At 63.8% G+C, this 22972-nt stretch carries 23 protein-coding genes; 16 read left to right on the forward strand and 7 right to left on the reverse strand.

Features of this window, described 5'->3' with window-relative positions; genetic code table 11:
• Positions 1-75: 75 nt before the first annotated feature.
• The 12 genes from JG743_RS00455 to JG743_RS00510 all read left to right on the forward strand — a co-directional run bounded on the left by JG743_RS00455 (position 76) and on the right by JG743_RS00510 (position 12043).
• Positions 76-675, forward strand: coding sequence for a VOC family protein (locus JG743_RS00455; RefSeq protein ID WP_244673030.1), 600 nt, complete (start codon positions 76-78; stop codon positions 673-675).
• Positions 676-820: 145 nt separating this feature from the next.
• Entirely contained in the window at positions 821-3115 is a 2295-nt protein-coding gene (locus tag JG743_RS00460) for a bifunctional salicylyl-CoA 5-hydroxylase/oxidoreductase (protein ID WP_202296948.1), read from the forward strand.
• Positions 3112-3885 carry an SDR family NAD(P)-dependent oxidoreductase gene (locus JG743_RS00465; protein WP_202296950.1) on the forward strand — a complete coding sequence of 258 codons (774 nt, stop codon included), beginning with the start codon at positions 3112-3114 and terminating at the stop codon, positions 3883-3885. Before JG743_RS00460 ends, JG743_RS00465 begins: the two co-directional genes overlap by 4 nt.
• On the forward strand, positions 3879-4349 hold the full coding sequence (locus tag JG743_RS00470) for a MarR family winged helix-turn-helix transcriptional regulator (protein WP_202296952.1): 471 nt from the start codon (positions 3879-3881) through the stop codon (positions 4347-4349). The genes JG743_RS00465 and JG743_RS00470 overlap by 7 nt, the downstream gene beginning before the upstream one ends.
• Positions 4346-5158: an enoyl-CoA hydratase family protein gene (locus tag JG743_RS00475; protein ID WP_202296954.1), complete on the forward strand. Its 813-nt coding sequence runs from the start codon at positions 4346-4348 to the stop codon at positions 5156-5158. Before JG743_RS00470 ends, JG743_RS00475 begins: the two co-directional genes overlap by 4 nt.
• 75 nt (positions 5159-5233) lie before the next feature.
• Positions 5234-6382, forward strand: a complete 1149-nt coding sequence (locus tag JG743_RS00480; protein WP_202296964.1) for an acyl-CoA dehydrogenase family protein — start codon at positions 5234-5236, stop codon at positions 6380-6382.
• 49 nt (positions 6383-6431) lie between these two features.
• On the forward strand, positions 6432-6827 hold the full coding sequence (locus JG743_RS00485) for a RidA family protein (protein WP_202296966.1): 396 nt from the start codon (positions 6432-6434) through the stop codon (positions 6825-6827).
• Between the two features lie 162 nt (positions 6828-6989).
• Positions 6990-7718 carry a GntR family transcriptional regulator gene (locus tag JG743_RS00490; protein WP_202296968.1) on the forward strand — a complete coding sequence of 243 codons (729 nt, stop codon included), beginning with the start codon at positions 6990-6992 and terminating at the stop codon, positions 7716-7718.
• A gap of 170 nt (positions 7719-7888) precedes the next feature.
• Positions 7889-9028, forward strand: coding sequence for an aminotransferase class V-fold PLP-dependent enzyme (locus JG743_RS00495; protein WP_202296970.1), 1140 nt, complete (start codon positions 7889-7891; stop codon positions 9026-9028).
• A 100-nt stretch (positions 9029-9128) separates the two neighbouring features.
• Positions 9129-9914, forward strand: coding sequence for an ABC transporter substrate-binding protein (locus JG743_RS00500; protein ID WP_202296972.1), 786 nt, complete (start codon positions 9129-9131; stop codon positions 9912-9914).
• A 115-nt stretch (positions 9915-10029) separates the two neighbouring features.
• Positions 10030-10707: an amino acid ABC transporter permease gene (locus JG743_RS00505; protein ID WP_202296974.1), complete on the forward strand. Its 678-nt coding sequence runs from the start codon at positions 10030-10032 to the stop codon at positions 10705-10707.
• Positions 10708-10747: 40 nt separating this feature from the next.
• On the forward strand, positions 10748-12043 hold the full coding sequence (locus JG743_RS00510; RefSeq protein ID WP_202296976.1) for a cysteine desulfurase-like protein: 1296 nt from the start codon (positions 10748-10750) through the stop codon (positions 12041-12043).
• Positions 12044-12076: 33 nt separating this feature from the next.
• On the opposite strand, the gene JG743_RS00515 is transcribed toward JG743_RS00510, so the two are convergent.
• From JG743_RS00515 to JG743_RS00535, 5 genes are read right to left on the reverse strand one after another with little or no spacing between them, the layout of a single operon-like run.
• A complete protein-coding gene (locus JG743_RS00515; RefSeq protein WP_202296978.1) occupies positions 12077-12907 on the reverse strand; it encodes a dipeptide ABC transporter ATP-binding protein in 831 nt (276 codons plus the stop codon).
• Entirely contained in the window at positions 12904-13755 is an 852-nt protein-coding gene (locus tag JG743_RS00520; RefSeq protein WP_202296980.1) for an ABC transporter ATP-binding protein, read from the reverse strand. The genes JG743_RS00515 and JG743_RS00520 overlap by 4 nt, the downstream gene beginning before the upstream one ends.
• A complete protein-coding gene (locus JG743_RS00525; RefSeq protein WP_244673162.1) occupies positions 13755-14615 on the reverse strand; it encodes an ABC transporter permease subunit in 861 nt (286 codons plus the stop codon). Before JG743_RS00525 ends, JG743_RS00520 begins: the two co-directional genes overlap by 1 nt.
• 47 nt (positions 14616-14662) lie before the next feature.
• Positions 14663-15670 (reverse strand): ABC transporter permease subunit, encoded by a 1008-nt coding sequence (locus tag JG743_RS00530; protein WP_202296984.1) that lies wholly within the window; start codon positions 15668-15670, stop codon positions 14663-14665.
• A gap of 43 nt (positions 15671-15713) precedes the next feature.
• Positions 15714-17312 carry an ABC transporter substrate-binding protein gene (locus JG743_RS00535; RefSeq protein WP_202296986.1) on the reverse strand — a complete coding sequence of 533 codons (1599 nt, stop codon included), beginning with the start codon at positions 17310-17312 and terminating at the stop codon, positions 15714-15716.
• 469 nt (positions 17313-17781) lie between these two features.
• Here JG743_RS00535 and JG743_RS00540 point away from each other — a divergent pair, with 469 nt between their 5' ends.
• From JG743_RS00540 to JG743_RS00555, 4 genes are all read left to right on the forward strand, one after another.
• Complete coding sequence (locus JG743_RS00540; RefSeq protein WP_202296988.1) at positions 17782-19794, forward strand: long-chain fatty acid--CoA ligase; 2013 nt, start codon at positions 17782-17784, stop codon at positions 19792-19794.
• Between the two features lie 8 nt (positions 19795-19802).
• Positions 19803-20519: a class I SAM-dependent methyltransferase gene (locus tag JG743_RS00545; protein WP_446720881.1), complete on the forward strand. Its 717-nt coding sequence runs from the start codon at positions 19803-19805 to the stop codon at positions 20517-20519.
• A gap of 221 nt (positions 20520-20740) precedes the next feature.
• Complete coding sequence (locus JG743_RS00550; RefSeq protein ID WP_202302357.1) at positions 20741-21169, forward strand: MerR family transcriptional regulator; 429 nt, start codon at positions 20741-20743, stop codon at positions 21167-21169.
• Positions 21105-21524, forward strand: a complete 420-nt coding sequence (locus JG743_RS00555) for a carboxymuconolactone decarboxylase family protein (protein ID WP_202296990.1) — start codon at positions 21105-21107, stop codon at positions 21522-21524. Before JG743_RS00550 ends, JG743_RS00555 begins: the two co-directional genes overlap by 65 nt.
• An 87-nt stretch (positions 21525-21611) precedes the next feature.
• On the opposite strand, the gene JG743_RS00560 is transcribed toward JG743_RS00555, so the two are convergent.
• Positions 21612-22205 (reverse strand): dienelactone hydrolase family protein, encoded by a 594-nt coding sequence (locus tag JG743_RS00560; protein WP_202296993.1) that lies wholly within the window; start codon positions 22203-22205, stop codon positions 21612-21614.
• A 43-nt stretch (positions 22206-22248) separates the two neighbouring features.
• Positions 22249-22971 carry an HAD family hydrolase gene (locus JG743_RS00565; RefSeq protein WP_202296995.1) on the reverse strand — a complete coding sequence of 241 codons (723 nt, stop codon included), beginning with the start codon at positions 22969-22971 and terminating at the stop codon, positions 22249-22251.
• Between the last annotated feature and the right edge of the window lies 1 nt (position 22972).

A 22972-nucleotide genomic window follows, 5' to 3' on the forward strand; every position in this document is an offset into this window, starting at 1 on the left:
GTCTGCCTATCCGCACGCCGAAGCAGCGGGCCTCGGATGTGCGCCTTTCAAGTCAGCCCGCGAATGGAGGGTGACATGAACTACGCAACCCGTGGCGCGCTGCTTGCCGCTATCCTGCTCGGCTCAATGGGAACGGCCTCGGCGGATTCGATCCCCGGCATGCGCGGGCACGACCATACCGGCATAACGGTGCCCGACATGAAGCAGGCCGTCGATTTCTTCACCGAGGTGGTCGGCTGCAAGAAGGCGATGTCCTTCGGCCCGTTCGCCGACGACAAGGGGACGTTCATGCAGGACCTGCTCGGCGTCGATCCAAAGGCGGTGATCGAGGAGATCACCATGGTCCGCTGCGGTGCTGGATCGAACATCGAATTGTTCAAATACACCGCGCCGGACCAGAAGGACCTGCAACCGAAGAACAGCGACATCGGCGGCTTCCACATCGCCTTCTATGTCGACGACGTCGCGGCGGCCAAGACCTATCTCGACGCCAAGGGCATCAAGACCCGGTTGGGGCCGCTGCCGGTCAAGGAAGGACCGGCCGCCGGCCAGACCATCCTCTATTTCCAGGCGCCGTGGGGCCTGCAGCTGGAAGCGATCAGCTATCCGGACGGCATGGCCTACGAGAAGGGCGCCGAGACGGTGCTGTGGAGCCCGAAGGATTCGAGCAAGTGACACGGGTTTGCGTTCAGCCGGTCAGATCAAGGCAATCATTCAATCATGAAACTTTAAGCTTGAAATAATTTTGCTCCCGCGCGATACTGTGAGTGGGGACCGCCGTGGCAGATGGCGGCCCGGAAGCGAAGAGGAGATCGCAGGCATGAAGGTTGCGGTTCTCGGCGGCGGACCGGCCGGACTCTACTTTGCCATCTCGATGAAGCTCCGCGACGCGGCGCATGAGGTGACGGTGTTCGAGCGCAACCGCGCCGACGACACGTTCGGCTGGGGCGTGGTGCTGTCGGCCGAGACGCTGGAAAACCTCAGCCGGAACGATCCGGTCAGCGCGGTCTGGATCAGGAAGCATTTCGCCTATTGGGACGATATCGCCGTCATCCATGACGGCGTGCGCACCGTCTCCTCCGGCCACGGCTTCTGCGGCATCGGCCGCAAGCGGCTCCTGATCCTCCTGCAGCGGCGCGCACATGAGCTCGGTATCAAGCTGGAGTTCGAAACCGACATCGCCGACCCCAGGCCGTTCATGGAAACGCACGAACTGGTGGTGGCGGCGGATGGGCTGAACTCGAAAGCCCGCGGCACCTTCGTCGACGTGTTCAAGCCCGATATCGATACCCGCAAGTGCAAGTTCGTCTGGCTCGGCACCAACCAGAAATTCGACGACGCCTTCACCTTCATCTTCGAGAAGACGGAGCATGGCTGGGTGTGGGCGCATGCCTACCAGTTCGACAGCGACACCGCGACCTTCATCGTCGAATGCAGCGAGCAGACTTGGGCTGCTTTCGGCTTCGGCGCGATGTCGCAGCAGGAATCGATCGCGGTCTGCGAGCGCATCTTCGAAAAGCATCTCGGCGGCCATGCGCTGATGACCAACGCCAACCACATCCGCGGTTCGGCCTGGATCAATTTCCCGCGCGTGCTTTGCGAGCGCTGGTCGTACAAGAACCTGGCGCTGATGGGCGACGCGGCCGCATCGGCGCATTTCTCGATCGGCTCCGGCACCAAGCTGGCTCTGGAAAGCGCCGTCGCGCTGGCCGACTACGTAGAGTCCGAGCCCAACCTCGAAGCGGCGTTCCGCAAATATGAGGATGCGCGTCGCACCGAGGTGCTGAAGCTGCAGTCGGCGGCACGCAACTCACTGGAATGGTTCGAGGAGGTCGAGCGCTACCTCGGCCTCGACCCGGTGCAGTTCAACTACTCGCTGCTGACCCGCTCGCAGCGTATCAGCCACGAGAATCTCAGGCTGCGCGATGCCGAATGGCTGGGCGGTGCCGAGGAATGGTTCCAGCGCCAGGCGGGTGCCGCCAGCAACCATCTTCGCCGCGCGCCGATGTTCGCGCCGTTCAGGCTGCGCGACATGGCGCTGAAGAACCGCGTCGTGGTGTCACCGATGGCGCAGTACAAGGCGGTCGACGGATGCCCGACCGACTGGCATTTCGCGCACTACGCCGAGCGCGCCAAGGGGGGCGCCGGGCTCCTTTATATCGAGATGACCTGCGTCAGTCCGGAAGGGCGCATCACGCCAGGCTGCCCCGGCTTCTATGCACCGGAACACGAAGTGGCCTGGAAACGCGTCGTCGATTTCGTCCATGCCGAGACGGAAGCAAAAATCTGCGCCCAGATCGGCCATTCCGGCGGCAAGGGCTCGACCCGCGTCGGCTGGCAGGGAACCGACGTGCCGCTCACCTCCGGCAACTGGCCGGTGATGGCGCCGTCGGCCGTGGCCTGGTCGTCCGAGAACCAAGTGCCGAAGGCGATGGATCGCGCCGACATGGTCAAGGTGCGCGATCAGTTCGTTGCTTCCGCCGAAATGGCCGAGCGCTGCGGCTTCGACATGCTGGAGATCCACGCCGCGCATGGCTATCTGCTTTCCTCCTTCATCACGCCGCTGACCAACCGGCGCACCGACGAATATGGCGGCTCGCTGGAGAACCGCATGCGCTATCCGCTGGAGATCTTCCATGCGGTGCGCGCCGTGTGGCCCTCGGAAAAGCCGATCTCGATGCGCATCTCGGCCAATGACTGGGTGGGCATTGAAGGCGTCACACCTGCCGACGCGGTCGAGATCGCAAGGCTGTTGCACGAGGCTGGCGTCGATCTCTGCGACGTCTCGGCCGGGCAGACTTCGGTTGCCGCCAGGCCGGTCTATGGCCGCATGTTCCAGACACCGTTCTCTGATCGCATCCGCAACGAGGTCGGCATGGCGACGATGGCGGTCGGCAACATCTATGAGCCCGACCATGTCAACTCGATCCTGATGGCGGGCCGCGCCGACCTGGTGGCGCTGGCGAGGCCGCATCTCACCGATCCCTACTGGACGCTGCATGCGGCAGTGACGCTCGGCGACAGCGGTGTCAAATGGCCCGATCCCTATCTGCCCGGGCGCGATCAGCTCTACCGGCTGGCCGAGCGCGATGCGGCAGCGGGGTTCAAGGTATGACCGCCACTCCGAGAATCACAGGCAGACATGCCCTTGTCAGCGGAGGCGGTTCCGGTGTCGGCAGGGCGATCGCGCTGGCGCTCGCCGGCGCTGGCGTCAACGTCACCATTTGCGGGCGACGCGAGGCGGCTCTTGCCGAAGTCGCGAGCGAGAATGACCACATCTTCGGTATCGTCGCAGACGTCACCGACGAGGCGGACATGATTGCACTCCATGAGAAGGCGGAAGCCGCGCGCGGACCGATCGACATCGTCGTCGCCAATGCCGGCTTGTCAGGCAGCGCACCTGCGCACAAGACCGCGCTCGTAGACTGGCGGCACACAATCGACGTCAACCTCACCGGCGCCTTCCTGACGGTGAAGCCGGCACTGGCCGGGATGGCGGCGCGGAAGGCGGGCAGGATCGTCTTCGTCGCTTCGACGGCCGGGCTGAAAGGCTACGCTTACGTCGCTCCCTATGTCGCCGCCAAGCACGGCGTCGTCGGGCTTATGCGGGCGCTGGCGGTCGAGACCGCCAAGTCCGGCATTACGGTCAATGCCGTCTGCCCTGGTTTCGTCGAGACCGACATGCTGGAGGAGTCCGTCCAGCGCATCGTCGAGAAGACCGGCCGCTCGACCGGGGAGGCGCGGGAGAGTCTTGCCGCGATCAATCCGCAAGGACGTTTCATCCAACCGGAAGAAGTGGCGGAAGCGGTGCTTTGGCTGTGCGGCGACGCTGCCCGCTCGATCACCGGGCAGACGATCTCGATCTCGGGAGGCGAGACATGGTAGCCGGTCCGTTGCCCACCCGATCCGGCTCCGGCAAGGAGCGGCTGCGGCTGTGGATACGCCTGCTGCGCGCCTCGCGCACGATCGAGGCGGAGCTGCGCGAGCGGCTGAAGAAGGAATTCAACACCACGCTGCCGCGCTTCGACGTGATGGCGGCGCTCTACCGGTCGCCGGAAGGCATGCTGATGAGCGACCTGTCGCGCTTCCTCCTGGTGTCGAACGGCAACGTCACCGGCATCGTCGACCGGCTGGTCTCGGAAGGGCTGGTGGCTCGGGCGCGCCGCAATGGCGACCGCCGCACCTCGATGGTGCGGCTGACCGAGGAAGGGTCGAGGGCCTTCGCCGAGATCGCCGCCGCGCATGAAGGCTGGATCGGTGAGCTGCTCGGCACTGTCAGCGAGGAAGAGGCGCGCCGGCTGACCGGCATGCTGACTTCGTTCCGCAGCAACTGGGAGGGACGAGAATGAGCGCCATGGCCAATCTCAAGCCGAAGCACTTCCTCTGGGATGTCGAAGGCAAGGTCGCGAAGGTCCGGCTCGACCGTCCCGAGCGGAAGAACCCGCTGACCTTCGACAGCTATGCCGAGCTGCGCGACACGTTTCGCGATCTCGTCTACGCCGACGATATCGACGCCGTGGTGTTCCTGCCCAATGGCGGGAATTTCTGCTCGGGCGGCGATGTCCACGACATCATAGGACCGCTGGTCAAGATGGACATGAAGGCATTGCTCGCCTTCACGCGCATGACCGGCGACTTCGTCAAGGCGATGCTCAACTGCGGCAAGCCGATCATCTCGGCGGTCGACGGCGTGGCGGTCGGCGCCGGCGCCATCATCGCCATGGCCTCCGACATTCGCATCGCCACGCCGGAGGCCAAGACCGCTTTTCTCTTTACCCGCGTCGGCCTCGCCGGCTGCGACATGGGCGCCTGCGCGATCCTGCCGCGCATCATCGGCCAGGGCCGCGCCGCGGAGTTGCTCTACACCGGTCGCACCATGACGGGGGCGGAAGGCGAGCGCTGGGGTTTCTACAACCGCCTCGTCGAGCCGGCCGCGCTCGAGGCCGATGTGCTCGACATGGCGGCGCGGATCGTCTCCGGCCCGACCTTCGCGCACGGCATCACCAAGACGCAGCTCAACCAGGAATGGTCGATGGGCCTCGACCAGGCGATCGAGGCGGAAGCGCAGGCGCAAGCGATCTGCATGCAGACGGCTGATTTCGGGCGCGCCTACAAGGCGTTCGTGGCGAAGGAAAAGCCTGTGTTCGAGGGGAATTGAGGATGGGCGCTTCCATAGAGAAGCTGGCGGGACGGGGCCGTAGAGCGCAACGCTCGAAGCATACAGGAGGCAGAAATGTCTGACCGTTCCTTCCTCAACTGGCCCTTCTTCGAGGATCGTCATCGCGCGCTCGCCGAACAGCTCGACGCCTGGTGCGCAAAGAACCTGCCGGTCGACCATCACGACGTCGACGCCGCCTGCCGGGAGCTGGTGGCGATGCTCGGCCGCGACGGCTGGTTGAAGCCGACAGCGCTCGACACGGACAATCCCGGACCGCTCGACGTGCGCACGCTCTGCATCACCCGCGAGACGCTGGCACGTTATGACGGCCTCGCCGACTTCGCCTTCGCCATGCAGGGGCTCGGCACAGGTGCGATCACGCTCTTCGGCACAGCGGACCAGCAGCATTGGCTGGCCGACACGCGAGCGGGCAAGGCAATCGCCGCCTTCGCGCTCACTGAACCGCGTTCGGGCTCGGACGTCGCCAACATGGAGATGACGGCGGTTCGCGATGGCGACAGCTACGTGCTTTCTGGCGAGAAGACCTGGATTTCCAATGGCGGCATCGCCGACCTCTACGTCGTCTTCGCGCGTACCGGCGAAGCGCCGGGCGCCAAGGGGGTTTCCGCCTTCATCGTGCCGGCCAAGACCGCCGGTCTCAGCATTGCCGAACGGCTGGAAACGATCGCCCCTCATCCGCTGGCGCGGCTGTCGTTCGACAAGGCTCGCGTGCCCGCCGCTTCGCTGATCGGCAAGCCCGGAGACGGCTTCCGCATCGCCATGTCGGTGCTCGACGTGTTCCGTTCCACCGTGGGTGCCGCGGCGCTGGGTTTTGCCCGTCGCGCGCTGGACGAAAGCGTCAGCCGCGCTGCCGAGCGCGAACTGTTCGGCGCGCCGATGGCCGACCTGCAGATGGTGCAGGGCCACATCGCCGACATGGCGCTGGATGTCGATGCCGCGGCGCTTCTCGTCTACCGCGCTGCCTGGACCAAGGACATGGGTGCCGTCCGCGTCACCCGCGAGGCGGCGATGGCCAAGCTGTTTGCCACCGACCGCGCGCAGGAGGTGATCGACACGGCCGTGCAACTGCACGGCGGCGACGGGGTGCGCAAGGACCACATCGTCGAGAGCCTCTATCGCGAGATCCGGGCGCTGCGCATCTATGAGGGAGCCTCCGACGTACAGAAGGTGGTGATCGCCAGGCAAGTGATGGGGTCGGCGTGAGATTGATCCATGTCTTGCAAACCGCATTTGGATTAGGGGGAGTCTAGCCATGCACACCATCCTGCAGCCCCAAGGCTGGGCAAAGCCCATCGGTTACGCCAATGGCGTTGCGGCGCGCGGGCGGCTGGTTTTCGTCGGCGGCCAGGTCGGCTGGAACGCAGACTGCCGGTTCGAGACCGACGATTTCGCCGGGCAGGTGCGCCAGACGCTGGCCAACATCGTCGCCGTGCTGGCCGAGGCGGGCGGCGAGCCGCAACACATCACCTCGATGACATGGTATTTCACCGACAAGGCCGAATATCTCGCCAACCTCAAGGGCATCGGCGAGGCCTACCGCGCCGTCATCGGCCGCCACTTCCCGGCCATGGCCGCCATGCAGGTGGTGGCGCTGGTCGAGGACCGCGCCAAGGTGGAGATCCAGGCGACGGCGGTCATTCCTGAGTGAGATTTCAACAGCGGCAACGCCTTGACGCCCGGCAGCGCCGCAGCCGGCTCGCGTTGGCTTTTCTCTTTCCTCAATCTATGATCAGATGATCATGCCTGCTTCGGCCGGCGCGTTTCACGTGTCTTCGCATAGACATTGTCGGCATCTAAGGAAAGCAAAACCGTGGCTCTGGGCTTTGAACCGGTATCGGCACGCATCACCGTCCAGGATGGCGTCTACCAGCAGCTTCGCCATGCCTTGATGGTCGGCAGTTTCGACCCAGGACAGGTGCTGACCATCGCCTCGCTTGCTGAAGCCTTCGGCACGTCGAACATGCCGGTGCGCGAGGCGCTGCGCCGGCTGGCGGCGGAGAACGCGCTGGAGATCTCCCAGAACGGCTCGGCCTGCGTGCCCGTCGTCACGCGTGCGCGACTCGACGACCTTTGCCGGGCCCGACTGGCGGTCGAAGGGCTGGCGGCGGAAATCGGCGCGCCACGGCTGACCGCGGCGGAGATTGCCGGCCTGCAGCGCATCACCGACGACCAGCAGGCGATCGGGCGCGACGGCAGCATCTACGAGCTGATCGCCAAGAACCAGCAGTTCCATTTCACCATCTACCGTGCCTCCGGTTCCGACGTGCTGTTCCAACTGATAGAGACGCTGTGGCTGCGCTTCGGGCCCTACATGCGGCTCCTGTCGAACCACGTCGCACCGCTAATGCGCGCCGGCACCATGGAACCCTCGGGCCGGCATGTCGCGATCATCGCCGCACTGCGCGACAAGGATTTCGTTCGCGCCAGGGACGAGGTGGTGGCCGACATCACGGCGACGCAGATGACGCTGCGCACGATCTGTCCGGACGTGCCCGAGCCCAGGGTGGTCGACTTTGCCGGTTTCGGCAAAGCGTCCTGACCTTCTCAGTGCCGGACATGACCAAAGGCCCGAGAAAGGTCCCATCACGACCGCGCTGGACCAAAGCGATCGCCTGATTTTCGACCACTCGCACTGACTTTCTTTAGCCTTAAAGGATTGACCCTTGGGCTATTTTGTGATCACATGATCACAAGGGAGCGAGACAGCAAATGTCCGGCTATTTTCTTTACCATTCGATCGGCACTTTCCCCGGCAAGGCCGACCTCATGGCAGCGGCGTTGGCGGAATTCTCCGGCATCTGGTCGGCGGAAGACGATGGCCAATGGCCGGCCGCACTTGCGGCACGGCATCGCTTCATCGACGCCTGGACCAGGCTGATCGCCGCTCCAGAAGGCACGCTGACGACCGCCGAGAATGTCACCGCGGCGCTCTACAGCCTGATCGGCGCCCTGCCATCCGAACGGCTGGCGGGAAAGCGCCTGCTGGTTGCCGCGGACTGTTTTCCGAGCCTGCATTTCCTGCTCGCGGGATTGGCCGAGCGTTTCGGCTTCACGCTCGATACCGTGCCGCTCCGGCCGGGCGAAAGCTGGGTGCGCGACGAGGATTTCATCGCCCGCTGGCAGGACGATGTCGGCCTCGCGGTGCTCACCTTCGTCACCTCGACGGCGTCGCATCGCTGCGATGTTGCGATGCTCGCCGCGCACGGCCGGGCGATGGGCAGCATCGTCGGCGTCGACATCACCCAGGGCGTTGGCGTGATGCCCTTCTCGGTGGCTGGGACGCCGGTCGATTTCGTCGTCTCGACATCGCTGAAATGGCTAAGCGGCACGTCGGGCGCCGGCATATTGCAAGTGGCGCCGGATCTGCTCGCAAGCTGCCGCCCGGAGTTGCGTGGCTGGTTCAGCCAGCCGAACCCATTCTCCTGGAATCTCGACAGCTTCACCTATGCAAGCGATGCGCGCCGCTTCGATCATGGTACGCCGGCCATACTGGCCAGCGTTGCCTCGCTGCCCGGCCTGCAATGGGTCGAGGAAACCGGCATCGACGCCATCCGCGCGCGCAATGCGATGCTTACGGGGCGCATCATCGGCGCCGCGCTGGACAGTGGCTGGACGATCCGCTCGCCGCTCGATGCCAACGAGCGTGGTGGCAGCGTGATGCTCGGCCTGCCGCAAGGCGTCGAGGCGGCGAAGCTCGTCGCGACGCTGCGCGATGAGCGGCTCTACTGCGACGCCCGCGGCACCACGCTACGGCTGTCACCTGGCATGGTCACGACGGACGCGGCCGTCGAGGCGCTGATTGCGCGGCTGCGGGACCAGATCGGCTCAAAGCGACGCCGCGCATCCTGATTTCAGGCGCCGCCTCGCCTGCAGCGTCCGGGAGCTGGACGCTGAAAGGGGCGGAAGACGAAATGCGCCACGCGAAGTGGCCGAACCAGAGGGAAGCAACATGCTCAAACGTCTAGGACTGATTGGCGTGATCATCGCCGCCGGTGTCGCGTTCGCCGCGCCCGCCTTCGCCGACAAGATCATGGTCGGCGCCTATCCGGCCAACCCTCCATGGGAATACAAGACCGATTCCGGCGGCTTCGAGGGCTTCGAGATCGACGTCGCCAACGACGTCGCCAAGCGCATCGGCGCCGAGGTCGAATTCCAGGATCTCGGCTTCCAGGCGCTGTTCGCGGCGACGGCTTCCGGCCGCATCGACTTCGCCGTGTCGTCGATCTCGATCACCAAGGAGCGCCTGCAGAACCAGAGCTTCACCCAGGCCTATTACGACAGCGACGGCACCATCGTCGGCAAGGCGGATTCGATCATCAAGACGCTCGACGATCTCAAGGGCAAGACCATCGGCGTCATCGCCGGCTCGACCGGCGAAGCCTACATGAAGGAAAACGCCGCCAAGCTCGGCGTCGCCGAGACCAAGAGCTACAACGCCCAGCAGGATCTGCTGCTCGACGTGCAGAACGGCCGCATCGATGGCGGCGCCGGCGAGCTCGCCGGCTTCCTGTTCGCCATCAAGCAGATGCCGGCGCTGAAGATCCTGGTGCGCATCCCGACCGGCGAGCGTTTTGCGATGATGACCAAGAAGGGCCATCCGCTGCTCGAAAAGGTCAACGACGCCATCACCGCGATGAAGAAGGACGGCACCATGGCCGCGATCCACAAGAAGTGGTTCGGCGTCGATCCGGAAGCCGGCACCAGCACGGTGACGCCGGGACCGATCCCGCAATAAGCCGGCTAAATATAGCCGTTCGCGAGAGCGCCGGCGACAGGCTGGCGCTCTCCGATCCCCACCCCGTTCAGGCCTGCAAAAGCGCGGGCTTGGCATTGCCTTGACGGTGACGCCGATGGAACTGATCGACACCTTCTTCAACTGGAGCATTCTCGTCCGATCGTTTCCGATCCTGATCCGCGGGCTCGGCAACACCATCCTGCTCGGCTTGGCCGCGATCGTCTTCGGCACCATCGCCGGGCTGGCTATCTGCCTGATGCGCCTCTATGCGCCGAAGCTGCTCAGGCGGCTGGCGATCCTCTATGTCGACATCTTCCGGGCATTGCCGATCCTGGTGGTGCTGATCCTGATCTACTACGCCCTGCCCTTCGTCGGCATCCGCCTGTCGTCCTTCGTGTCGGCGGCCCTGGCGCTGTCGCTGGTGCTCGCCGCCTTCACCGCGGAAGTCTGCCGCGCCGGCATCGAAAACATCCCGAAGGGCCAGTTCGAGGCGGCCGCAGCGCTCGGCCTGCCGTTCTGGGTCGCCATGCGCAAGGTGATCCTGCCGCAGGCGATCCGCGTCGTCATCCCGCCGCTGACCAGCAACTGCGTCTCGGTGTTCAAGGACACCGCGCTGGCCTCGGTGGTGGCGATGCCCGACCTTCTGAAGCAGGCGACCGACGCGCAGGCGCTGATGGCCAATCCGACGCCGCTGATCGGCGCCGCAATCATCTATCTCGCCTTCCTGTGGCCGCTGGTGCGGCTGGTCGGCTACCTCGAAGAGCGCGGCAAGGCTCAGTCCGGCGCGCGCTGATCCCACCTGGAACGACATCGATGAACTCAAGGAGACGTCTGTGAACCAACACCATATCTCGAAGGCGCAGGGCGGCGCCGCTTCGTTCCCGGTCGAGAAGATCCGCGCCATGTTCCCGGCGCTTCAGCAGGCCGGCGACTTCATCTTCATGGACAATGCGGCCGGCGCGCAGATCCCGCAGAGCGTGCTCGACGCGGTGACCAATCATCTGGTGGGACACAATGTGCAGCGCGGCGGCCGCTATGGCCGCAGCGTCACCGTCGACCAGTCGGTCGCCGAGGCGCGCGAGAGCGTGGCGCTTTTGATCAATGCCTACAGCCCGTCGGAAATCTGCTTCGGCATGAACGCCACCTCGTTCATCCGCCTGGTCAGCCTCGGTATCGGCCAGATGCTCGCCAATGAAACAGATGGGGGGCGCGACGAGATCGTCATCACCGAAATGGACCACGACGCCAACATCGCCACATGGCTGGCGCTGGAGCAGGCCGGCGCGAAGTTCAAATGGTGGCGCATGCGCGAGGACGGCAATCTGCATGTCGACGACCTCAAGCCGCTTGTCTCCGACCGCACCCGGCTCGTCGCCTGCACGGTGACGGCGCATTCGATCGGCTCGATCGTCGACGTCGCCTCAGTCGCCAAGATCGCGCATGCGGCGGGTGCGGAAGTGTTCCTCGACTGCGTGCATTACGGCCCGCACGGGCTGATTGACGTCAAGGCCTGGGACTGCGACTACCTCGTTTGCTCCGGCTACAAGAACTTCTCGCCGCATATGGGCTTCCTGTGGGGCCGCTTCGAGACGCTGAAGCGGTTGCCGACCTTCCGAGAGGATTTCATTCCGGACGAGCCGCCCTACAAGGTCGAGGCCGGCACCTTCATCTACGAGAACGTCTCCGGCATGGACGCGGCGGTGCGCTACCTGGAGTCGGTCGGCCGCAATTTCCTGCCCGAAAACAACCGCTCGCGGCGCGACAACATCGTCGCCGGCATGAACGCCATCCGCGACTACGAACTGGTGCTGGCGCGCGCGATGCTGAAGGAACTGAAGGATTGCGGCGCCACGATCTACGGCGTCGCCGACGAGGCCCGTATCCACGAGCGGGTGCCGACCTTCTGCTTCAACATCGGCAAGCTGTCGCCGCAGCGGATCGTCGAGGAGATGGCCGACCTGCAGATCGGCATCCGCGACGGCCACATGTACGCGCCACGACTGATGAAGCGGCTCAATCTGTCGATGGACAGCGGCGCCGTCCGCGCCTCGCTGTTGCACTACAACACGGTGGAGGAAGTGCACCGCTTCGGCGAGACGCTGCGGGCGATCGTCGCCAAGTTGTCTTGAGGGATAGGCCGGGCCTGACGCGTTCCTGAGACGTCAGGCCGCCTTCTTCTTCGCCAGCCTCGCCTTGATGCTTGCCACGTCGGCGCGCGGCGTCGCGGCGAACAGCGTCTTGGTGTAGCTGTGCTGAGGGTTGGAAAAGACCTCGTCACGCGGGCCGTATTCGACCGCCTCGCCGAAATACATGACCATGACGTCGTCGGCGATGTAGCGCACCACCGAGAGGTCGTGGCTGATGAAGACATAGGTGAGTTGGAACTCGTCCTGCAGGTCGGCGAGCAAATTGAGCACCTGCGCCTGCACGGAAAGGTCCAGCGCCGAGACCGGTTCGTCCAGCACCAAAAGGCTCGGGTTCAGCATCAGCGCTCGGGCAATGGCGATGCGCTGGCGCTGGCCGCCGGAGAACATGTGCGGATAGCGGTTGTAGTGCTCCGGTCCGAGGCCGACCTTCTTCAGCATCTTCATGGCAAGGTCGCGGCGTTCCTCGGCCGGTTTGTCGGTGTTGATCAGCAACGGCTCGCCGAGCACATCGCCGATCTTCTGGCGTGGGTTGAGGGAGCCATACGGGTTCTGGAAGACGATCTGCACCTTGCGGCGCATCTCCTTGGTCAGACCACTCCTTGCGATGTCGACCTTGTTGCCGTCGATGAACAGCTCGCCCGAGGTCGCCGGGTCGATCAGCGTGATGATGCGGGCGAGCGTTGACTTGCCGCAGCCGCTTTCGCCGACGATGGCGAGCGTCTTACCCTTGTCGACGCTGAAGGAGACGCCCTTCACCGCGTGTACCGTGCGCGCGCCGCGAAACAGGCCGCCGCCGACATGGTAGTCGCGCTTGATGTTCTTGCCTTCGAGGACCCTGGTGCTCATGAGGCAGCTCCCGAGGGCGCCGGCTGGAACAGCATGTCGGACACCGTCGGCAGCCGGTCGCCGACGGCATTTTCCGGCAGCGCCGAAAGCAGCGCGCGCGTGTAGTTGCTCTTCGGGCTCTCGAACAGCGACAGCACGTCGGCCTCTTCCATCTTGCGGCCCTTGTACTGGACGATGACGCGGTCGGCGGTCTCGGCGACCACGCCCATATTGTGGGTGATCATGATCAGGCCCATGCCGTATTTTGCCTGCAACGAGACCAGGAGATCGAGGATCTGCTTCTGGATGGTGACGTCGAGGGCTGTCGTCGGCTCGTCGGCGATCAAAAGCTTCGGATTGCAGGCAATGGCGATGGCGATCATGACGCGCTGGCACTGGCCGCCCGACATCTGGTGCGGGAACGAGTTCAGCCGTTCCGCCGGCTCGGCAATGCCGACCTGCTTCAGGAGTTCGATAGCGCGTGCTCGCCGCTGCGCACCGTCCATGCCCATGTGGAAGCGCAGCACCTCTTCGATCTGGAAGCCTACGGTGAAGCAGGGATTGAGGCTGGCCATCGGCTCCTGGAAGATCATCGACATGTCCTTGCCGACGATCTTGCGGCGCTCGGCAGGGCTCATCTTCAGCAGGTCGCGGCCATTGAAGCTCATACGGTCGGCGGTGACCGTGGCGGTCCAGGGCAACAGGCCCATCACCGCCAGCATCGACACCGACTTGCCGGAGCCGGACTCACCGACGATGGCGAGCACCTCGCGCTCGTCAACATGAAGCGAGACGCCGTCGACGGCGCGGAACGGACCGGACGCGGTCTGGAACTCGACGACGAGGTTCTGGATGTCGAGCAACGCCATCACGATCTCCTCAGCTTCGGGTCGAGGGCGTCGCGCAGGCCGTCGCCGATCAGGTTGATGGCGAGCACGGTGATGAGGATGGCAAGACCGGGGAAGGTTACCACCCACCAGGCGCGCAGGATGAATTCGCGCGCCGACGCGAGCATGGTTCCCCATTCGGGTGTCGGCGGCTGGGCGCCGAGGCCGAGGAAGCCGAGGGCAGCGGCCTCGAGGATGGCGTTGGAGAACGAGAGCGTGCCCTGAACGATGAGCGGCGCAAGGCAATTCGGCAGGATGGTGGCAAGCATCAGCCTGAGATGCCCGGCGCCGGCAACCTTGGCGGCCACGACATATTCACGGCTCTTCTCGGCCATGACGGCGGCCCGCACCAGCCGGGCAAAATGCGGCTGCAGCACGAGCGCGATCGCCAGCATCGCATTGAACAGGCCGGGCCCAAGGATGGTGACCAGCACCAGCGCCAGCAACAGCGACGGGAAGGCGAGGATCAAGTCCATGATGCGCATGATCGCGACGTCGACCCAACCGCGGAAATAGCCAGCCAGCAGGCCGAGCGTGATGCCGCCGGTGAGAGCCAGGGTGACCACGACCGCGCCGATCAGCAGCGAGAAGCGCGCGCCGTAGAGCAGGCGCGAGAGGATGTCGCGGCCGACAGGATCGGTGCCGAGCAGATATTGGGTGCTGCCGCCGGCCTGCCAGGCCGGAGGCCTCAGGAACGCGGTCTTGTCCTGCACGTCCGGCGCATAGGGCGCGAGCAGCGGCGCAAAGAGCGCCGCCAGCACCAGAAGGATGAACACGAACAGGCCGATCACGGCGCCGCGGTTCACCGAGAAATAGTGCCAGAAGGTCCTGAACCCCAACATCCGGTCAGGACTGGCGGCAAGCGGTGTGATTTCGGTCGACTGGCTCATCACGCGGCCCTGATGCGCGGGTTGATGACGGCGTAGAGCAGGTCAACGATGAGGTTCACGGCCATGACGATGAGGGCGATCAAAAGCAGACCTGACTGCACGACGACATAGTCGCGCTTGAAGATGGAATCGACCATCCACTTGCCGATGCCCGGCCAGGCGAAAATGGTCTCGGTAAGGATGGCGCCGGCAAGCAGCGTGCCGACCTGCAGGCCGATGGTGGTGACGACCGGGATCAGCGCGTTGCGCAAGGCATGCACGCCGATGACACGCGATGACGACAGGCCCTTGGCGCGCGCCGTGCGCACATAGTCCTCACCCAGAACCTCGAGCATTGCCGAACGCGTCTGGCGGGCGATCACCGCCAACGGAATGGTGCCGAGCACGATCGCCGGCAGCACCAGATGGCTGAGCGCCGATTTGAACGCATCCCATTTGCCATAGAGCAGGCAGTCGATGGTCATGAAGCCGGTGATCGGCTTGAAGAAGAACTGCAGGCCGATGCGGCCCGAAACCGGCGTCCAGCCGAGATAGCCGGAAAAGAAGATGATCAGCAGCAGGCCCCACCAGAAGATCGGCATGGAATAGCCGACGAGCGCCGTGCCCATCAGCGACTGATCGAACCAGGAGCCGCGCTTGACCGCAGCGAAGATACCGGCCGGAATGCCGAGCACCATGGCAAAGATCATGGCGAAGAACGACAGTTCCATCGTTGCCGGAAAGAGGGTCTTGAACTCCTCCATCACCGGACGCTTGGACGAGATCGAGACGCCGAAATCGCCGGTCGCGACCTCACCGACATAGCGGATATATTGCTGCCAGATTGGCAGATTGTAGCCGAACTGTTGCTTGAGCTCCTCGTAGCGCGCCGGCGCCACGCCATGTTCGCCGGCCATGGCAAGGATGGGATCGCCTGGTAGCAGTCTGACGAAGGCGAAGGCACAGATAGTGATGCCGACCAGCGTCGGAATCAAAAGTGCAATTCTGTGAAGAATGTATTTGAGCATGGCGAAAGGGGGCGGCGCTCTATCGCGCCGCCCCGCTCATCACTTATTCGGCTTTGTCGGTGCCGTCGAAGCGGTGAATGCCGAGCGGATCCATATAGAAGCCGCTGACGTTCTTGCGCACGACCGCATAGACCTGGCTGTGTGCCAGAAGGAAGGCCGGAGCCTGCTTCTGGAAGACCACCTGAGCCTGTCCATAAAGCTTGGTGCGTTCGGCCTGGTCGCTGGTCTTCTTGGCCTTCTGGATCAGATCCTCGAAGTCCTTGTCGCACCAGCTGGAGTAGTTCGACACGCCGATGGCCGAGCAGGCGAACAGCGTGGCGAAGAAGTTGTCCGGATCGCCATTGTCGCCGGTCCAGCCGATCTGGAAAGCGCCCGGGCGGTCCTTCTTCTTGCCTTCCGAGCGGTACTTGGTCCACTCGTAGTTGACGATTTCAGCCTTGACGCCGACCTTGGCCCAGTCGGCCTGGATCAGTTCGGCGGCGCGCTGGAAGTTCGGGTTGTAGGGACGAACGCGGTCGGAAGCCCAGAGCTGGATCTCCTTCAGCCCGGCAGCCTCAAGCACCTTCTTGGCCTCATCCGGATTGTAGGCGTCGGACTTCACGTCCTTGTTCCACGACCACATGGTCGGCGGGATCAGGTTTTCGGCCGGCGTGGCGCCTGCGTCCTGGAACAGCGACTTGATCAGCGCCTCCCGGTCGATCGCCTGGTTGAGCGCGTGGCGCACTTCCGGCTTGTCGAGCGGCGGGATGGTGGTGTTGTAGCTCATATAGCCGATGTTCAGGCCGGCCTGGTCCATCAGGGTGACGTCGTTGTTGGCCTTGATGGTGGGGATGTCGGCGGGATTCGGATAGGGCGCGACGTCGCATTCGCCGGCCATCACCTTCTGGATGCGGGCGGTGGCGTCAGGGGTGATGGCGAAGACCAGATCGTCGATCTTTTCCTTGCCCTTGAAGTAGTCGGGGTTGGCCGCATAACGGATGACCGAATCGAGCTGATAGTCGACGAACTGGAACGGGCCGGTGCCGATCGGCTTGGTCGAGAAGTCGGCCATCTTGCCGTCCTTCTGAAGCTGGTCGGCATATTCCTTCGACACGATCGAGGCGAAGTCCATGCCGAGATTGGCCAGCATCGGCGCGTTCGGCTCGGTCAGCGTCAGCTTGACGGTCAGGTCATCGACCTTTTCCCACTTGGCGACGTATTTCGGCATGTCCATGCCGGTGTAATAGTCCCAGGTCAGGTTGGGCAGATACTTGTCGCCGTTCCAGGGATTTTCCTTGTTGAACTGGCGATCGAAGGAGAAGACGACGTCGTCCGCATTGAGGTCACGCGTCGGCTTGAAATAGTCGGTGGTCTGGAACTTCACGCCCGGATGCAGGTGGAAAGTATAGACCAGGCCGTCGTCGGAGATTTCCCACTTGTCGGCAAGGCCGGGCTCGACCTCGGTGCCGCCATGCTTGAATTCGACGAGGCGCGAATAGACCGTGCGCGAAGAGGCGTCGAAATCGTTACCGCCCGTCGTCGTACCCGGGTCGAAATTGGCCGGCGACGCCTCCGAACAATAGACCAGCGTCTTGGCATTGGCCACGCCGCCGAGGACGCTTGCGGCCAGCAACGCGGCCGCAAAAGTCAGTTTCTTTTTCATTGAGCACTCCCTGATGTTCTGCCAAGCCCCTCTAGCAGGCTCGCGAAGCGCGCATATAAGCACCGTTTTTCTGGCTTTGGAACACCCCGTTTGCGTACCCCATGGGAAGCAGGAAAAGAATCCGCATTCTCCTAAAATGACAGAAAAAATTAGCAGATTTTTCCGCTCACGATAATGTTAACGATCGCATTTTTTTATTGATCGGCACTCCCGCGAAATCGGGGCGGCATCGCCTTCCTCGGCGCGGTCCGCCGCTCGGGAAGATGCGTTCCGGGTGCGGAAGAAGAAAAGGATTTCGACGGCAAATCTTTCCGGTTCTGCCGCAAGGGCAAGACTTGCACGGCCGAGGATAGTCGCAATACATAGACGGCAAGCTGGATTTCCTGAGGAATCCGCAACCATTGCGGCGGAGGACGCTTCTGTCATTCAGAGGCGCGCGGCACGAGTGAACGACGACGGGAGGGACAGGGTGGCGAAGGCAGCAAAGACGACGGCTCCGGCCAAGACGAAGGCCGCTTCGAAGCCGGCCGCCGGGTCCGGCAAGAAAGCGCCCGCGGCCAACGATGCGGCCAAGGCGAAGGCAGCCGCCCCTGTGAAGGCTGCCGCAAAGCCCCAGGCCAAGGCCACCGCCGGCAAGGCCGCCAAACTTGCGGCGGCGAAGCCGTCGGCCGCAGCCAAGCCCGCCGTCAAATCTGCCGCCGCAAAGCCGACCGCCAAGGCGGCCCCTGCAAAGGCGGCTTCGCCAGCGTCGGCAGCGAAGCCGGCGCCGGCCAAGAGGCTGCCGAAGGCGCTGACGGAGCTTGCCGCCGGCCTGCCGGAAAAGCCATGGCTGGCAAGCTATTCGAAGAACATGCCGGCCGAGATCGGGCCCTTGCCCTATGGCTCCATCGGCGACTTCCTGGTCGGCGCCTGCAAGCAGTTTGCCGGGCAGCCGGCCTTCGTGTGCATGGGCAAGGCCATAACCTATGCCGAGCTCGAGCGCCAGTCAGCCGCCTTCGGTGCCTATCTGCAGTCGAAGGGCCTGCAGAAGGGCGCGCGCGTGGCGCTGATGATGCCGAATGTGCTGCAATATCCGGTGGCGATGATGGCGGTGCTTCGCGCCGGATATACGGTGGTGAATGTCAACCCGCTCTACACACCGCGCGAGCTGGAGCACCAGCTCAAGGATTCCGGCGCGCAGGCCATCGTCATCCTCGAGAATTTCGCCAACACGCTGCAGGCGGTCATCGCCAAGACCTCGGTCAAGCATGTCGTGGTCGCCGCGATGGGCGACATGCTTGGCGGCCTCAAGGGGACGCTGGTCAACTTCGTCGTGCGCCGGGTGAAGAAGCTGGTGCCGGCCTGGTCGCTGCCCGGCCATGTCAAGTTCAACGCCGCCCTGACGGCGGGCGCCGGCGTCGCCTTCAAGCCCGCCAGCGTCAGCGCCGACGACATCGCCTTCCTGCAGTATACGGGCGGCACCACCGGGATCTCGAAGGGTGCGACGCTGTTGCATTCCAACGTGCTTGCCAATGTCGCGCAGAACGCGCTCTGGCTGCAGGACGCCTATGCGGTCAAGCCGAAGCCGGCGCATCCCAACTTCATCTGCGCGCTGCCGCTCTACCATATCTTCGCGCTGACGGTGAACGCGCTGATGGGCATGCAGCAGGGTGCGCAGAACGTGCTCATCCCCAATCCGCGCGACATTCCCGGCTTCGTCAAGGAGCTGGCGAAATATCCGGTCCACATCTTCCCGGGCCTCAACACGCTGTTCAACGCGCTGCTCAACAATGAGGATTTCCGCAAACTCGACTTCAAGCCGCTGATCCTGACGCTGGGCGGCGGCATGGCGGTGCAAAAGGGCGTAGCCGAGCGCTGGAGGGCGCTGACCGGCTGCCCGGTCACCGAAGGCTACGGGCTTTCGGAAACCTCGCCGGTGGCGACCGCCAACAAGTTCAGCGGCGGCGACTTCACCGGCACGATCGGCCTGCCGCTGCCTTCGACGGAGATCGCCATCCGCGACGACGACGGCAACAATGTGCCGCTCGGCGAGGTCGGCGAGATCTGCATCCGCGGGCCGCAGGTGATGGCCGGCTACTGGAACCGGCCGGACGAAACCGCCAAGGTGATGACCAAGGACGGCTTCTTCAAGTCGGGCGACATGGGCTTCATGGACGAGCGCGGCTACACCAAGATCGTCGACCGCAAGAAGGACATGATCCTGGTCTCCGGCTTCAACGTCTACCCGAACGAGTTGGAAGAGGTCGTGGCGCAGCATCCAGGCGTGCTCGAAGTGGCGGCGATCGGCGTGCCGGACGAGCATTCCGGCGAAGTGCCGAAACTCTTCGTCGTCAGGAAGGACCCGGCGCTGACCATCGAGACGCTGACCGCCTATTGCCGCGAGAACCTGACCGGCTACAAGCGGCCGAAATATATCGAGTTCCGCACGGAGCTGCCGAAGACGCCGGTGGGCAAGATCCTGCGGCGGGCGCTGCGCGGATAGGCAAGACCTTGAACGATCATCCTGCCGACAGGGAGACGACTGTCACAGGCAGCCGTCCCGATCCGGCGGGGTTCATCAAGGCGAACATGCGCCTTGCGCCGGTCGCGGCACTTCCCGAAATCCTCCTCTACAAGGCCCATCCCGGCAGCGGGCTGCGGCGGCTTGTCGACCCGGACGAAGAGGCAGAGCCCTATGCCGGGGCGCCCGAACCGCAGCCGCCCTATTGGGCCTATGCATGGGCCGGCGGCACCGTCCTTGCCCGCTACATACTCGACCGGCCGCAAACGGTGGCGGGACGCCGCGTGCTCGACCTCGGCGCCGGCTCGGGCCTGGTCGGCATCGCCGCGGCGAAGGCCAGCGCAGGCGCGGTGATCGCCGCCGAGATCGATCGCAACGGCGTTGCCGCAATCGGCCTCAACGCTGCGGCCAATGGCGTCGAGATCATCATTTTCGACAAGGATATCACCACGGGGCCGCCCCCGGCGGTAGACCTCGTGCTTGCCGGCGACGTGTTCTACGGGCGCGAGGTGGCCCGGCGGGTCATCCCCTTCTTCGACCGCTGCCTTGCCGCCGGCATCGAGGTACTGGTCGGCGATCCCGGCCGCGCAGATCTGCCGCTGTCGCGGCTACGGCTGCTCGCCGAATATCAGGTGCCAGATTTCGGTGACGCAAAGGCTGCGACCAAGCCGAGCGGGGTGTTTTCGTTTGAGGTGGAAGACTGCTGAAGTCCGGCTCAGACCAAACCATTCTGAGCGACCGAGTTCGCCTCTATTTCTACCATTCATAGCAGAAGTCGAGGGCATCTAAGCAAACCTGCAGATCGCCGTTGTCTTGGATCATGACTGTCGCAGGTTTCGGGTCTTTTGCTAATCCGCATTTTGGGGATTGACTTAGAGTGCACTCCAACCCCTAGCCTCATTCGCGTCGTGACGAAAGAACGGTGTTCATGAAGATTGGCGAACTGGCAAAGCGTTCGGGACTATCGGCCCACACGATCCGCTACTACGAGCGAATCGGGCTGCTTCCGTATGCTGACAGGAACCATTCGGGCCAACGTGACTATGACGCATCAATCCTGACCTGGATAGAATTTCTCGACCATCTCAAAGCGACCGGGATGCCTATTCGGGAAATGCTGCACTATGCAGCGTTGCGGGAGCGCGGCGTCGGCACGGAAGCTGAACGACGCACGTTGCTCGAACAGCATCGCGAGCGTGTCCGTGCCCGCGTGGTTGAACTGCAAGCCTGCCTTCTCGTCCTCGACACCAAGATTGCCGGATATGCCGGCACCGAACAGAGGATGAAAGACTATGACGCATCAATCCCCGAACGTCGACGAAAGCCGGCTGGAACGCGGCAAGCGGGCGCTCGCTGAAATCGATGGCGAGGCCGGCCACAAAGTGATTGCGGCTCTGGCCGACATTGCCCCCGATTTCGCCAACTACGTGTTCGAGTTCTCCTTTGGGGACATTTACAGTCGCCCCGGCCTCGATCTGCGCGCCCGCGAGATCGCGACCATCGCGGCACTAACGGCGATCGGAACCGCGGTGCCGCAACTGAAAGTCCACATAGAGGCCGGTCTGAATGTCGGGCTGACAAAGGACGAAATCATCGAAACCATCATACAGATGGCCGTCTATGCGGGCTTCCCTGCGGCGCTCAACGGGCTGTTCGCGGCCAAGGAAGTCTTCGCCGCCCGATTCCCCGTCCAGCAGGAGCAAGCGACGTAGTCCTTGTAACATAAGCCTGCCCATGCCCTATCCGGCAACGTCCGCTTCCAAATCTAAACCTGCAAGCCGTCTGTCCGCTGCCGGCTCTTAACGCTCTTCGTGACGCTTGGTGATCGTGATGGCGTTCAGGAAACTTAGCACTCGTTCCCACGTCTGGTCTGTCGCCGCCGCATTGTAGTCCGGCAAAGTTTCGTCGGTAAAAAAGTGTCCCACATTCGGATATGTGAACACTTCAGCGACGGCGTCAGCCTTCTCTGCCATCGCCGTCCACCGGGCGAGTTCTTCGGGGAGCGCGAACTGATCCGGATCCGCGACATGGACGGCAATCGGAATCCCACGACGCACGTTTTGCGGAATCTCCGCGAGTCCGTGAAAGAGGACTATGCCGGCGGATAAATCTCTATCGGGCCATACGCTGCCCACAACTCCCGCGCCCATGGAATGCCCGGCCAGGACGGCTGTTTCAGGGAGGGTTTCAAGCGCAACTCGCGCACGGCCGCAGATGGCTTCCCATCCGACAGTGCGCATGAGCTCAAAACCTTCTTCAATCGTACTCGCTGCAAGGCCCGCGTAGAGATCGGGCGTAACAACTGTATGACCAGCGCTACGCATTCGGCCGGCGGCCGCTCTTTCTACTCTTCTTAGACCGAGAACTGAATGAAACAGCGCGACCGTCGCCATGGCGCTTCTCGTCTCCGCGAGATCTGGTTGCCCAGGCTTCCCGTCAGATCGTCTCCTTGACCCGCGCCGCCAGAAAATCGGGCAGGTCGGCAACCGAATTGAGCACGACATCGGCGATCGCCGACAGCGATTCGCGCGTGCCTGTGCCGGAGAGCACGCCGACCGCCAGCCCGCAGCCACCGGCCCGCGCCATTTCGAGATCGTGTCGGTTGTCGCCGACCATGGCGATCTCGGCCGGCCTCAGCCCGGTCAGGTCGGAGAAAGCGAGAATGGTGTCCGGCGCCGGCTTCGGCCTGGCCACCGAATCATAACCATAGGCGGCGTCGAAAAGCTGCGCCACGCCGAGCGTCGCCAGGGTCTTTTCCGCGCCGCTGGTCGAATCGTTGGTGGCGACGCCGAGCCGGTAGGATCGCCGGTGCAGCACCGCCAGCGTCTCGACGATGCCAGGCAGCGCCACCGCCATGCTGGAGCCCTGCACCGAGGTGATCTCGTTGAAGCGGGCGACGGCGAGCATCTGGTCTTCGTCGGAGAGGCGGGGGAACCAGAGCTCGACGACGTCCATGTTGGTGCCCGAGGCGAAGATCGAATCGGGCTTGAAGCGCTTGCTGACGGAATCGAAGCCGGCCGCGGCGAGCAGCCTGTCAGCCTTCCAGCGATCGCCCTCGGCTGCATCCATGGCCATGAAATCGGCAATGCCGAGCCATGTCGCGTTGAAATCGACAAGTGTGCCGTCCTTGTCGAACAATATGCCTTTGATCTCCGCCAAG

This window comes from Mesorhizobium sp. 131-2-1 (assembly GCF_016756535.1).
Lineage (GTDB): Bacteria > Pseudomonadota > Alphaproteobacteria > Rhizobiales > Rhizobiaceae > Mesorhizobium.